Below are 12872 nucleotides of genomic sequence, written 5' to 3' on the forward strand. Positions count from 1 at the left end.
TCGCTCTCCCTCACGGGCCGCCGGTGGTGGCCGCGCCGTCGTCGGCGCCCGCCTCCTCCACGGCCTGGCGGGGCGAGCAGCCGATGCCCTGGTCGAGACGGCGGGCCATCGAGCTCAGGCTGGAGCGCAGCGGCTCGCTGAAGTCGCCCTCGGACTCGACGAGTGCTTCGGCGACCATGGTGTAGGGCTCGTCCACGCCGGCGCCTGGCTGGTCCATGTCGGTGCAGAGGGTCAGGCCCACGACCAGGGTGGGGGAGGTGTAGGACTCCCCGAGATACTCCGGTCCCGCGCTGACGCCCTCGGCCGCCTGCGCCCGCTCCCGGGCGGCGGCACGCGCCTCCTCACCCACCGACAGCGACAGCCGGGCGAGCGGGGTGCCGCCGTCGCGCGCCTCGCAGACCCACGCCTGGTCGTCGTCCTGGAGCATCTCCTCGGTCGGGTCGGCCAGCTCACCGCCCGCGAGCGCGCGCAGCGACTGCGGACTGATGTCGTCGCACAGCCAGCCGTTGCTGTCCGAGCCGTCGGTGGCCGCCGCCTCGTCGGTCGACGGGGCCGGCGTGCTGTCGTCCACGGGGTCGGCACCGGACGTGCAGGCCCCGAGGGTGAGGCCGGCGACGAGGGCGAGCACGGCGGCGGGGAGGGCGGTGGTGCGCATGGCCGCACATGGTAGGCGGGGAGACTGGACGTGCACCGCATACCTCGTGGATCCGACCGTTTGCGCCGGGGGCGAACACGGAACATCGGCAGTGGACGACGGCGTTGACTGGACCAGACGCACGTAGAGTGGGTGTAGGCCCACAGTGGAGGAGAAGAGCATGTTCGAACGGTTTACCGACCGCGCTCGACGTGTGGTGGTGCTCGCGCAGGAAGAGGCGCGGATGCTCAACCACAACTACATCGGCACCGAGCACCTGCTGCTGGGCCTGATCCACGAGGGTGAGGGCGTAGCCGCCAAGGCGCTGGAGTCGCTGGACATCTCGCTGGACGCGGTGCGCCAGCAGGTGCAGGAGATCATCGGCCAGGGCCAGCAGAGCCCCACCGGCCATATCCCGTTCACGCCCCGCGCCAAGAAGGTCCTCGAGCTGTCCCTGCGTGAGGGGCTGCAGCTCGGCCACAACTACATCGGCACCGAGCACCTGCTGCTGGGCCTGATCCGCGAGGGTGAGGGCGTCGCCGCACAGGTGCTGGTCAAGCTCGGCGCCGACCTCAACCGGGTCCGCCAGCAGGTCATCACCCTGCTCTCGGGCTACCAGGGCAAGGAGACCGCGGCCGCCGGCGTGGGGCAGAGCAGCGCGCAGGAGGGGCAGCAGTCCGGCTCCCTCGTGCTCGACCAGTTCGGCCGCAACCTGACCCAGGCCGCCCGCGAGGGCAAGCTCGACCCGGTCATCGGGCGCGAGCAGGAGATCGAGCGGGTCATGCAGGTGCTGTCCCGTCGCACCAAGAACAACCCGGTCCTCATCGGTGAGCCCGGCGTCGGCAAGACCGCCGTCGTCGAGGGGCTGGCCCAGGACATCGTCCGCGGCGACGTGCCGGAGACGCTCAAGGAGAAGCAGCTCTACACCCTCGACCTCGGCGCGCTGGTCGCCGGCTCCCGCTACCGCGGTGACTTCGAGGAGCGCCTCAAGAAGGTCCTCAAGGAGATCCGCACCCGCGGCGACATCATCCTGTTCATCGACGAGATCCACACCCTCGTCGGCGCGGGAGCCGCGGAGGGCGCCATCGACGCCGCCAGCATCCTCAAGCCGATGCTGGCCCGCGGCGAGCTGCAGACGATCGGCGCGACGACGCTGGACGAGTACCGCAAGCACATCGAGAAGGACGCCGCGCTGGAGCGCCGCTTCCAGCCGATCCAGGTGGCCGAGCCGACGCTCAAGCACGCCATCGAGATCCTCAAGGGGCTGCGCGACCGCTACGAGGCGCATCACCGGGTGACGATCACAGACTCGGCGCTGGTGGCGGCGGCCTCGATGGCCGACCGCTACATCAACGACCGCTACCTCCCGGACAAGGCGATCGACCTCATCGACGAGGCCGGGGCCCGGCTGCGGATCCGCCGGATGACGGCGCCGCCGGACCTGCGCGAGTTTGACGAGAAGATCGCCCACGCCAAGCGGGAGAAGGAGTCCGCGATCGACGCGCAGGACTTCGAGAAGGCGGCCCGGCTGCGCGACGAGGAGCACAAGCTCACGCAGGCGCGCGCCGAGCGGGAGAAGGAGTGGAAGAACGGCGACATGGACACCGTCGCCGAGGTCGACGAGGAGCTGATCGCCGAGGTCCTCGCCGCCGCCACCGGCATCCCGGTCTTCAAACTGAGCGAGGAGGAGTCCTCGCGCCTGCTCAAGATGGAGGAGGAGCTGCACAAGCGGATCATCGGCATGGATGACGCCATCAAGGCGCTGTCGCAGGCGATCCGCCGCACCCGCGCCGGCCTGAAGGACCCGCGTCGTCCGGGAGGCTCGTTCATCTTCGCCGGGCCCACCGGCGTCGGCAAGACCGAGCTGGCCAAGACGCTCGCCGAGTTCCTCTTCGGTGACGAGGACAGCCTCATCACCCTGGACATGTCGGAGTACTCCGAGAAGCACACCGTCTCCCGGATGTTCGGCTCGCCCCCCGGCTACGTCGGGTATGAAGAGGGTGGCCAGCTCACGGAGAAGGTGCGGCGCAAGCCGTTCTCGGTCGTGCTCTTCGACGAGATCGAGAAGGCGCACCCGGACATCTTCAACAGCCTGCTGCAGATCCTCGAGGACGGTCGCCTGACCGATTCCCAGGGTCGGGTGGTCGACTTCAAGAACACCGTGATCATCATGACCACCAACCTCGGCACCCGCGACATCGCCAAGGGCGTCTCGCTCGGCTTCTCCGCCGGCTCGGACACCAAGAGCGACTACGACCGGATGAAGAACAAGGTCACCGACGAGCTCAAGCAGCACTTCCGGCCCGAGTTCCTCAACCGCGTGGACGACACCATCGTCTTCCCGCAGCTGTCGCAGGAGGAGATCGTGCAGATCGTCGACCTCATGGTCGCCCGCCTGGACGAGCGCCTCAAGGACAAGGACATGGCGATCGAGCTCACCTCGGCCGCCAAGGAGCTGCTCGCCAAGCGCGGCTACGACCCCGTCCTGGGTGCGCGCCCGCTGCGTCGCGCGATCCAGCGCGAGATCGAGGACCAGCTCTCGGAGAAGATCCTCTTCGGCGAGCTGGGTGCCGGTCAGATCGTCATCGTCGATGTCGAGGACCCGGTCGGCGAGGGCAAGAACCGCGACAAGGTCTTCACCTTCAGCGGCCAGGACAAGCCCGCCGAGGTGCCCGACACGGTGCCGCTGGAGGAGCAGGCCGGCTGACTCCATACCCCCCGGGTGTGAGGAGCGGGGCGTGACACCGACAGGTGTCGCGCCCCGCTCGCGCGTTTCGGGCGGAGCGGGTGCGCGCCGTTAGGGTTCGGGGTATGACGTTGCGCGAGGCGACCCCGGACGAACGGGACCGTTGGGACGACCTGGTCTGGGGAAACCCGGGTGGTCCTGAGCTGTACCAGCTGCGCAGTTATGCGCAGACCAAGGAGCCGGTGTGGCATGCGCGCCACTTGGTGCACGAGATCGCCGGTCGTGAGCCGGTCTACGCGCTCTACCTCTACCGGACGGTGCCCCCCTTCGGTGAGCTGTGGTACTGCCCGATGGGGCCGCGCGTCGCCGACGTCGACCATGCCCGGGCCTGCTTCGCCGACCTGCGCGAGACCGACATCGGCTCGCCCTTCGCCGTCGTGGTGGAGCCCTCGGTGCCCGCCGACGGGCCGCAGGACCGGGAGCGGCTGCTCGCCTCGGTGCCCGGGATGCGCTCGATGCCCGATCTCCAGCAGGGGCAGCACACGGTCCTGGTCGACCTGCGGCCGGAGGAGGACGACATCTTCGCCAGCTTCCGGCAGCGCGCCCGGCGGCACATCCGCAAGACCAAGGAGGCGGTGATCGAGCACCGCACCGACGATGAGGCCTTCGAGATCATGTGGTCGCTCTTCGCCGAGACGATGGAGCGCGCCGGCGTCGACTTCCGCAGCAAGGACTATCACCAGAACCTCTGGCGTCGTTATATCGACGCAGGTCAGGGGCATTTCGTGCTGGCGCGGCCGCGGGAGGGCGCCGAGCACGAGGCCGGGGCCTTCATCATCCACCGCGGCGAGCTGGGCTACTACAAGGACGGCGGGTCGCGTCGGACCAAGGACTCCAACGGGCTGCAGTACCGCGTCCAGTGGGAGGCCATGCGCTGGTGCAAGGAGCACGGCGGCACGACCTACGACATGTATGGCGCCCCGCCCTCCTGGGCCGCCGACGACGAGTCGCACAAGCTGCACCCCCTCGTGCAGTTCAAGACCGCGTTCGCGCCGATCGTGGACCAGGTCGGCACCATGCAGCTCGTGCTCAAGCCGCGCGTCTTCGCGGCCTGGGACCGCGTCGGCATGCCGGTCTACCGCCGCCTCACCGCGAAGCAGAACCCCCTCTTCTACTGACCGGCAGCCTCGTGTGTCCACTCCGGCAGCCTCGTGTGCTCGGTCCGGCAGCCTCGGGGTGTCCACTCCGAGAGCCTGGAGTGCTGGAACTGGCGACACCTCACCCGCGTCTGACGGGGTATGACGTCAGGTCGCGGCCCGAGGCGAGCGACTGCATACCTCGGTGTCGCCGTCGCCCTCTCGCTGGTGGGGTGCGCGCCGACCGGAGGTGAGCCGATCGAGCTCAGCACGCATTGCGGCATCGAATGGCTCAGCCATGAGGGCGAGTGGTTCGTGCGGGTCGGTGGCCTGCTCGACGACGGCGCCGGCAACGCCCCACCCGGCTGGGCCGACCCGGTCCAGTCAGGGTGGGTCGAGAGACCGGACGAGGCCAGCGCCGTCTTCACCGACGCCGAGGGTCATCGCGAGGAGTTCCGCCGCTCCGGGTCGGGGCCGGGGCTCACCGACGGATGCGACTGAGGCTGCTGGAGTGAGCAGACGAGGCTGCCGGTCACCAGAAGGCGTCGCCGGGCTCCTTGCGCTGCAGCCGGGCGACGACGCGTTCGCCCGCCCGCTGCCACGCGGCATACCGGCGCCGGTGGATCACGAGGTCGAAGGCACCCACCCAGTCGATGACCTCCTTGGTGAAGCCCCGCTTGAACTTGCCGATCCCGTGCCGCGGGTGCGTGGGGTCGTCCAGCTCGCTGGAGTGCGGCGTGCCGACGAGGTCGTAGGTGCGCGCGCCGCGGCCGATCGCCCAGGCCATCCCTTCGTACTGCACGAGCTGGCTCACGCCCGGCACCGGCCGGTCGCGCAGGCTCGCGCCCTCCTTGTAGGCCGCGACCTCGCCCAGGCTGCACACGAGCGCGCTCGCGACCGGCTCGTCCTCCACCCGCGCGATGAAGATCTGGCCGAACCCCGTGCGGGTCATGAGCTTCCACGACGAGACGAAGTAGTCCTTGCTGCGGATGGTGAGGTCCTGGTCCTCCACAACGTCGTCCCACAGCGCCCACATCTGCTCATAGGTCTCGTCGGTGTCCGCCGCCGCCTCGACGACCACGCCCTCGCGCCCGGCGCGCCGCACCATGTTGCGCGTCTTGGAGGGGAAGCTGCCCATGAGCTCGTCCACGGTCTCCGGCAGCTCGTGGATCACCGTCGAGGTATGCGGCTGCACCGCGGCCGCGCGAATCAGGCCGAGGTCGGCGAGGGCGCGGAGGGTGTCGGGGGTCTCGCGCAGCTCGGGCTCCATCCGCACGAAGAGCACGCCTTGCCGGCGAGCCTCCGCCGCGAGGTCGGCGACGACCGAGGCCAGCTGTGCGGTGTCGGCGACGCACGGCCCTTTGGGGAGATACCAGACCTTTCCGAACAACCCGGCCGGCTTCTCGTGGATCGTCATCGCGATCCCGTCGGACTCGGCATACCGCGGGGTCCAGCGGGCGAGCCTCTTGACCTCGCCCAGCTCGTGCGCCTGAAAGATGTTTCCCCTGCTCGGGGTGGCGGCGATGCGGTCGTTCCACTCGGCTGCGGTGGGGTCGGTGAGGAAGCGCAGGGCCATGGCGGCCACGATACGCGAGGCGAACCACCGCCCCCGGACGCCGGCCGCAGGGCCCTACACTCGCCCCGTGAGCGTGCCCGCCCAGACCTCAAGCCCCGACCAGCCGGACACTCGCGTCCGGGCCGCGCTCGCCCGGGAGACCGGGACCCGACCCGGGGACTGGTGGCTGGTGTCCAAGGCGCGGCACGCCCTGACCGTCGTCCTCGGCGCGCTCGAGCCCGGCGAGGTGGTGACCCAGCCGATGACCTGCCTCACCGCCGTGGCGCCGATCCCCAGCGCCGGGCACGAGCCGCGGTATGCCGATCTCGACCCCGCCACCCTCGCGCTCGACCCGGCGTCGGTCCAGGGGCTGGTCGGCGAGCGCACCCGCGCCGTCGTGGGCCAGCACAGCTTCGGGGCGGCGGCGCCACTGCGCCAGCTGCGCGACGCCCTGCCCTCCGGGGTGCTGCTCGTCGAGGACTCCGCGCACTGCGTGGCCGAGCTCGCGCGCGATGCGGAGGGGGCGCCGGTCGCAGACGTCTCGGTGCACAGCTTCGGGGTCGAGAAGGTCCTGCCGACGCGCGCGGGTGCGGCGGTCTGGGTCGACCCGGCCGGAGCGGCTATGCCGTGGCACACCCGGGTCGTCGGCGCCCTCGCTGCCCTTGGCGAGGCCGGTGTCACCTACGCGGTGTCACAGGCCCTGTCGCGGCCGGCGCAGGGCCTTGCCCGTCGGCTAGGACCTGCCGGCCGGATCGGGCTGGCGCTGGGGGCGCGGGCCGGGGTCGTCGACACGCCGATCATGCCCTCCGAGCTCGAGGGCCGGATCGCCGGGACGCCCACCCGGATGGGCGCCACGGCGCTGCGCGAGGTCGAGGACGCGCTCGCCGGGTTGGCGGTCAACCGGGCCCACCGGCGCTCCGTCGCCGCGATCTACCGGGACGGCCTCGCCGGGGTCGACGGCCTGCAGACCCCGGCCGCGCTCCTGGGCGACGGACTCACCCTGGTGCGCTACCCCATACTGCTGAGGTCGGGGGAGCGCGCGGAGCGTGCTTTCGACGCGCTGCAGGACGCCGGTCTGGTCCCCGGGCGGTGGTACCGCCCGCTCCTCTTCCCCGGACCGACCGACGCCGTGCCCTTCGGTTACCAGCCTGGCACCAGCCCGCGAGCGGAGGACGTGAGCGCCCGCCTGCTCAACCTGCCGACCGCCGCCTTCGTCACCGAGGAGATGGCCCGACGCGCGGTCGACATCGTGCGGGCACACGCCTGAGGCGCGGGTACGGTAGCCGCGTGCCCGTCCTCGACCTCACCGACCAGGCCGCCGTCGACCGCTACGCCGAGTTCGTCCGCGCCCACCCGCAGCGCGCGCTCACCCAGGATCCGCAGTGGGGGATCGTCAAGGACGACTGGGGCCAGGAGGCGGTCTACCTCGAGGAGGGCGGCGAGATCGTCGCGGCGGTGAGCCTGCTCGTGCGGCGGCTGCCCGGCGGCTTCTCGGTGCTGTATGCGCCGCGTGGTCCCCTCGTCGACTGGGAGCACCCCGAGCAGGTGCACCGGTTGCTCGAGGAGGCGCAGCCGTTGGTGGCCCGGCACAAGGCGATCATGACCAAGCTCGACCCCGAGGTGCTCTTCACCCCTGACCTCGACACCTGGATGCGCGCGCAGCCGGGCTGGGTGGTCAAGAACGTCGGTGCCGGCAAGGACGACATGGTGCAGCCGCGCTACTGCATGATCGTCTACCTCACCGACGAGCAGGGCGAGCCGCTGGACGAGGCGGGGCTGATGAAGAAGTACGACTCCGGCCTGCGCAACCGGGTCCGCAGCGGCAAGAAGAAGGGCGTCTACACCACCGACGGCGAGAGCGATGCCGACCTGCGCCAGTTCCACGAGATCTACAGCTTCATGGCGCGCCGCAACGAGATCACCGCGCGCGAGCTGCCCTACTTCTTCCGGATGCGCGACGCCTTCGGTGACCGGATGCGGGTCGTGCACACCCACCACGAGGACGACGTGCTCGCCTCGTCGGTCACGATCGACTACTACGGCAAGCTCTACTACCTCTACGCCGGCTCCAACGACACCAAGCGCAAGCTCGGGCCCAACCAGGTGATGAACCACGACCTCATGCTCTGGGGGCTGGAGCACGGCGCGGAGTCCTACGACATGGGTGGCGTCTTCACCCTCGACGACACCGACGGGCTCTACGTCTTCAAGCGCGCCTTCTGCAAGGGCGACGGCGGGGCGACGGAGTTCATCGGCGAGATCGACGTCGTCCACAACCGCGCGATGTATGCCGTCCTGCAGCGCCTCGTGCCGCGGGTCCAGAAGGCCCGGCGGGACGTCTCGGCGCGGGTCAGCCAGGCGCGCAAGCGGCTCGCCGAGCGGCGTCAGTCCGCCAGCACGACCGACTGAGGCTCGCCGCCTCTAGACCTCACCGGGCGTCGCGAATAGTTGGTCTAGACCCCACCGGGCGTCGCGCATGGTTGGTCTAGTCCTCCAGCGTGACCTCCTGCGGGTCTCCCTCCTCCGGCTCCCAGACCAGGGGTATGTCGTCGCTCGGCTCATCAAGGACGATCAGCTGGGCATGGAGCCCCTGATCGTTGTCCGCCATCGCCACTCCTGGGGCGCCGACCCTGCGGCCGTCGGCGTCGACAGCGGCGACCGTCCCCTCAGGCGAAGGAACCACGACCAGCCACGCCCGGCTGTCTCGAGCCGTCGCCTCCACCTCGATGGCCAACGGAGCGGCGTCGTGATCGAAGGGACCGGTGACCTCGCCGCGGTCCATGACCCAGATGCCCCCCGACGAGTCTTGGGCGACCCAGGTGTCAACTGGTCCGGTGGCCGGGGTGAAGGCCCGGGGCGCCACCTCCTGAGGGCGCATACCGAAATCGGTGCGGACCAGACCGTCGGCGCCGCGCCACACCAGAGCCATCGGCGCGTCCTCGGGGCTGACCCCCTCGATCACGGCGAGATCTGCTGACGCACCCGGGATGCGCACCGGATCTTCACCCGGTGTGTGCACCCGACCAGGGCCGACGAGCTGCACGTCACGGATGCCTCCGGGGGAGATGACGACGGTCAGGACCGGGGTGTCTCCAGCGGCGGCACGGCCGAACTGCCTGAAGCCGCTGCCCTCGGACGCGGAGCCCAGGTCCAGCCCGCCGGACGAGACGACCCGGCCTTCCAGCGCCTGCGGGCTCTGCGCGGAGGCTCCCGTCGTCACGATGCGGAAGGAGCAGCCCTCCGTCACGCCCGCGAAGGCCGTCCCTCCGGTGCTCACCGGCACCCGGACGGCATCGATCCGGTCGATGTCGAGGGAGATCGTGTCCCCGCTGCCGCCGAGGCGCGCCGGGCAGGTCCCCCAGGGTGAGGCCGGGAGCAGTGACTCCACCGGGTCGGGAAGCGCGCCGCCCGCCCACGCGAGGGTCCCGACGAGGGCGAGCGAGGCCATACCGCTCCCGGCGACCTGACCCGCGCGGCGGCGACGGTGGGCGCGGGAGGCGCGGTGCGTCATACCCGCTGCGTCCAACGTGAGGCTCGGGGGGGTGGCTGCGGCGGAGAACTCGTCGCGGACCTGCTGCTCCAGATCGGTGCTCATGGGGTGACCTCCTCGGTCTGCAGGTGCTCGCGCAGCCGCGCGAGCCCACGGGAGGCCGCGCTCTTCACGGCCCCGGTGCTGATGCCCAGCTCGTCGGCGACCTGCCGCTCGGACAGGTCGACGTAGTAACGCAGCACCACCACCGCGCGCTGCCGCTCCGGCAGGGTGCGCAGCCCGCGGATGAGCCGGTCCTGCTCGCCCGTCGTGGTGGCGTGGTCGGGAGTCGGCGGCTGGTGCTCACCGGCGTCCGGGTATGCCGTCACCCGTCCCGACCCGTGGCGGCGCCATTCGTCACGGGCGTGGTTGAGCATGATGGTGCGGGTGTAGGCGACGGCGCGCGGCGGATCGATCCGGTGCCAGCGGCGGTAGGTGCGCAGCAGCGCGGTCTGCACGAGGTCCTGCGCGGCGTGCACGTCGCCGGTGAGGAACCAGCCGATGCGCAGCAGCTCGGGGCTCGCCTGCTCGACGAACGCGGTGAACTCGCGCTCGCGGGCGACGCGGCGCGACACCCCGGTGCGATCGCGGGTGCCCGTGCGGCCTGGTGCCACGGCATACCTCCTCGGCTGATTCACCCTCTCCTACTCCAGCTGGCCCCGAAAGGTTGCCTGGACGCTGGCGAGCACGTTCACGAGTCGGGCGTGGCCGGCGGATCCGTGCACGACCTCGCAGGTATGCCGACGGCGCGCCGAGCAGGAACGGCCACAGCGTTCACGTGAACGCTCGAGCCGCTCTCGGCGGGCGCGTCGCCGGGACGGATCGAGGGATGGACTGGCCGCGCGGTATGCGTGGACTGGCCGCGCGATATGCGTGGACTGGCCGCGCGGTATGCGTGGACTGGCCGCGCGATATGCGGGGACTGGCCGCGCGGTATGCGTGGACTGGCCGCGCGATATGCGTGGACTGGCCGCGCGGTATGCGCGGGGGCTGGCGACCATGCCCCCAGTCGGGTGCGACCGGCGGATCCGTGCACGACCTCGCAGGTATGCCGACGACACGCGCGACCAGAGCGGCTCATCCGCGCACGTGCGTGGCTGAACCGATGGAGACAGGCGTGTCGCCGGGACGGATCAGGCGCCGGGGAGGCGGTAGCGGTCGCCGGGAAGGGGCTCGACGAGGCCCTCGGCGACGAGCGCGTCGAGGCAGCGGTCGCGCTGCAACTCGCGGTGCAGGTCCTCCGGGGGCGGCGCGGTCTCGCCGCCCTGCTGCGCCGCGTCGGTGCGGCCCTGCGGGTCCCGGGGCCACGCGGAGCGCAGGGTGTCGCCGTCGACCGGGCCGTCGGCGTCGCGCAGCACCTGCAGCAGGGTGCCGCGGCACTGCCGGTCGGTGCCGGCCCAGGCCTGCCCGCGCCGAGCGGGCCCGTCATAGGGCGGCGACCCGGCGAGGCGCCACGCGCACAGGTCCGCCACCGGGCACTCCTCGCACCGGGGATTGCGCGCCGTGCAGACCAGTGCGCCCAACTCCATGACCGCCACGCTCCAGGTCGCGGCCTGCCCGTCGTCGTCCGGCAGGAGCGAGGTCGCGAGGGCCACCTCCGCCCGGGTGAGCGAGGGGGAGGGCAAGGCCACCCCGGTCACCGCACGGGCCTGCACCCGCCGGACGTTGGTGTCGACCACGGTCGCGCGGCGGCCGAAGGCGAAGGCCGCCACCGCCGCCGCCGTGTAGTCGCCGATACCCGGCAGGGTCCGCAGGGTGTCCTCGTCGTCCGGGACCACCCCCTCGTGCTCGTCCCGGATCGCGATGGCCGCCGCGTGCAGCCGCAGCGCGCGGCGCGGATAGCCCAGCCGGCCCCACTCGCGCACGGCCTCTCCCGAGGCGGCCCTGGCGAGATCGGTCGGCCTGGGCCACAGCGACATCCAGCGCTCCCAGACCGGCAGCACCCGGGCGACCGGGGTCTGCTGCAGCATCACCTCGGAGACGAGCACCCCCCACGGCGAGCACCCCGGTCGGCGCCAGGGCAGATCGCGCTGCGCCTCGGCATACCAGTCCAGCAGCCGCCCCTGGAGCACCCGGCTCGACTCCTGCGGCACCACCCAACTCTCCTCCCGCCGCACCACCCGGCCCGCCGGGCTGCGTCTGCCGCGGCTCCGATCAAGGGACTGGGCAGGTGCGCGCCCGGCGTCGGCCTCCTGACCCACGTCAGACGTAGCGCTCGAGGATGGAGCTCTCGGCGAGTCGTGACAGGCCCTCGCGCACGGCGCGGGCCCGGGTCTCGCCGACGCCGTCGACCTGCATGAGGTCCTCGAGACCGGCCGAGAGCAGCATCTGGAAGCTGCCGAAGTGCGCGACGAGCCGGTCCACGATGGCGCCGGGGAGGCGGGGTATGCGGTGCAGCAGGCGGTAGCCGGAGGGGCTCAGCTGCTGGTGGTCCATCCCGTCGCCGATGACCGTGATGCCCAGCGATCGCGCCACGGCGGACAGGTCGAGCAGCTCGCTGCTGTCCAGGGCCCGCAGCGCCGCGAGGACCTGGCCGGGCTCGCGCTCGCCCTCGGCGGAGGCGATGTAGTCGCGGATCACCAGCTCGCGCTCGCGGTCGACCCCGCCGGTCATCTCCTCCAGCTGCAGCCGGATGAGCCGGCCGTCGATGCCGAGCTCGACGACGTACTGCTCGATCTCCTCGCTGATCCGGCGCACCATCTCCAGCCGCTGGAGCACCGCGGCCAGGTCGCGCACGGTGACGAGGTCCTCGATCTCCAGGGCCGAGAGGTTGGAACCGACCTCGTCGAGCCGGGCGCGGTAGCGCTCCAGAGTCTGCAGCGCCTGGTTGGCCTGCGCCTGCAGCTGGGTGCGGTCCTCGAGGACGTGCCGGATCGAGCCGACGTAGAGCGCGATGATGGACATCGACTGGCTCACCGAGATCACCGGGAACCCGGTCTGCTTGGCCGCTCGCTCGGCGGTGCGGTGGCGGGTGCCGCTCTCGCGCGTGTCGATGCTGCGGTCCGGGACCAGCTGGGTCGCCGCGCGCACGATGCGGGTGGCGTCGCGGTTGACCACGATCGCGCCGTCCATCTTCGCCAGCTCGCGCAGCCGGGTCGCGGAGAAGTCCACGTCGAGGTCGAAGCCTCCGGTGCTGATGGAGTCGACGGTGCGGTCGCTGCCGAGCAGGATCAGCGCGCCGGTCCGGCCGCGCAGGATGCGTTCCAAGCCGTCGCGCAGGTCCGTCCCGGGCGCGACGGCGGCAAGCGTCGCGCGGAGCAGGTCGTCGTCGGTGCGGTCGGCCACAGGTGAGTCTCGCTTTCCCATGAAGGGTTCGGCGCCGCCCTCGTGCG

The 12872-nt window shown here is 71.4% G+C and carries 11 protein-coding genes; 5 read left to right on the forward strand and 6 right to left on the reverse strand.

Translation table 11 applies throughout. The features are described 5' to 3' along the window. Nucleotides 1-10: 10 nt before the first annotated feature. On the reverse strand, nt 11-655 hold the full coding sequence (locus tag AC5PYY_RS07015) for a hypothetical protein (RefSeq protein ID WP_493899065.1): 645 nt from the start codon (nt 653-655) through the stop codon (nt 11-13). A gap of 160 nt (nt 656-815) precedes the next feature. On the opposite strand from AC5PYY_RS07015, the gene AC5PYY_RS07020 reads away from it, so the two are divergent. The 3 genes from AC5PYY_RS07020 (at nt 816) to AC5PYY_RS07030 (ending at nt 4957) form a co-directional block, all read left to right on the forward strand. Then, a complete protein-coding gene (locus tag AC5PYY_RS07020; RefSeq protein ID WP_493899066.1) occupies nt 816-3341 on the forward strand; it encodes an ATP-dependent Clp protease ATP-binding subunit in 2526 nt (841 codons plus the stop codon). Between the two features lie 104 nt (nt 3342-3445). Further along, nucleotides 3446-4498, forward strand: a complete 1053-nt coding sequence (locus tag AC5PYY_RS07025) for a lipid II:glycine glycyltransferase FemX (protein WP_493899067.1) — start codon at nt 3446-3448, stop codon at nt 4496-4498. Nucleotides 4499-4618: 120 nt separating this feature from the next. After that, a complete protein-coding gene (locus tag AC5PYY_RS07030) occupies nt 4619-4957 on the forward strand; it encodes a hypothetical protein (protein ID WP_493899068.1) in 339 nt (112 codons plus the stop codon). A gap of 31 nt (nt 4958-4988) precedes the next feature. Here the strand turns inward: AC5PYY_RS07030 and AC5PYY_RS07035 are convergent, their stop codons facing one another. Next, entirely contained in the window at nt 4989-6032 is a 1044-nt protein-coding gene (locus AC5PYY_RS07035) for a lipid II:glycine glycyltransferase FemX (RefSeq protein WP_493899069.1), read from the reverse strand. Nucleotides 6033-6099: 67 nt separating this feature from the next. On the opposite strand from AC5PYY_RS07035, the gene AC5PYY_RS07040 reads away from it, so the two are divergent. Continuing rightward, the gene (locus AC5PYY_RS07040; RefSeq protein ID WP_493899070.1) at nt 6100-7278 is read left to right on the forward strand and encodes a DegT/DnrJ/EryC1/StrS family aminotransferase; all 1179 of its coding nucleotides are present in this window, start codon (nt 6100-6102) and stop codon (nt 7276-7278) included. A gap of 20 nt (nt 7279-7298) precedes the next feature. After that, nucleotides 7299-8420, forward strand: coding sequence for a lipid II:glycine glycyltransferase FemX (locus AC5PYY_RS07045; RefSeq protein WP_493899071.1), 1122 nt, complete (start codon nt 7299-7301; stop codon nt 8418-8420). A 76-nt stretch (nt 8421-8496) separates the two neighbouring features. Here the strand turns inward: AC5PYY_RS07045 and AC5PYY_RS07050 are convergent, their stop codons facing one another. The 4 genes from AC5PYY_RS07050 to disA all read right to left on the reverse strand — a co-directional run bounded on the left by AC5PYY_RS07050 (nt 8497) and on the right by disA (nt 12846). Beyond that, nucleotides 8497-9606: a hypothetical protein gene (locus tag AC5PYY_RS07050; protein ID WP_493899072.1), complete on the reverse strand. Its 1110-nt coding sequence runs from the start codon at nt 9604-9606 to the stop codon at nt 8497-8499. Further along, on the reverse strand, nt 9603-10154 hold the full coding sequence (locus tag AC5PYY_RS07055) for a SigE family RNA polymerase sigma factor (RefSeq protein WP_493899073.1): 552 nt from the start codon (nt 10152-10154) through the stop codon (nt 9603-9605). The genes AC5PYY_RS07050 and AC5PYY_RS07055 overlap by 4 nt, the downstream gene beginning before the upstream one ends. A 519-nt stretch (nt 10155-10673) precedes the next feature. After that, nucleotides 10674-11633 carry an HhH-GPD family protein gene (locus tag AC5PYY_RS07060; RefSeq protein ID WP_493899338.1) on the reverse strand — a complete coding sequence of 320 codons (960 nt, stop codon included), beginning with the start codon at nt 11631-11633 and terminating at the stop codon, nt 10674-10676. Between the two features lie 109 nt (nt 11634-11742). Beyond that, nucleotides 11743-12846 (reverse strand): DNA integrity scanning diadenylate cyclase DisA, encoded by a 1104-nt coding sequence (gene disA / locus AC5PYY_RS07065; RefSeq protein ID WP_493899074.1) that lies wholly within the window; start codon nt 12844-12846, stop codon nt 11743-11745. Between the last annotated feature and the right edge of the window lie 26 nt (nt 12847-12872).

The organism is Serinicoccus sp. JS2-9, from assembly GCF_059025165.1.

Bases quoted from the DNA above. Each gene is read 5' to 3' on its own strand.
- AC5PYY_RS07015 (WP_493899065.1), bottom strand. From the start codon at position 655: ATGCGCACCACCGCCCTCCCCGCCGCCGTGCTCGCCCTCGTCGCCGGC.
- AC5PYY_RS07020 (WP_493899066.1), top strand. From the start codon at position 816: ATGTTCGAACGGTTTACCGACCGCGCTCGACGTGTGGTGGTGCTCGCG.
- AC5PYY_RS07025 (WP_493899067.1), top strand. From the start codon at position 3,446: ATGACGTTGCGCGAGGCGACCCCGGACGAACGGGACCGTTGGGACGAC.
- AC5PYY_RS07030 (WP_493899068.1), top strand. From the start codon at position 4,619: ATGACGTCAGGTCGCGGCCCGAGGCGAGCGACTGCATACCTCGGTGTC.
- AC5PYY_RS07035 (WP_493899069.1), bottom strand. From the start codon at position 6,032: ATGGCCCTGCGCTTCCTCACCGACCCCACCGCAGCCGAGTGGAACGAC.
- AC5PYY_RS07050 (WP_493899072.1), bottom strand. From the start codon at position 9,606: ATGAGCACCGATCTGGAGCAGCAGGTCCGCGACGAGTTCTCCGCCGCA.
- disA (WP_493899074.1), bottom strand. From the start codon at position 12,846: ATGGGAAAGCGAGACTCACCTGTGGCCGACCGCACCGACGACGACCTG.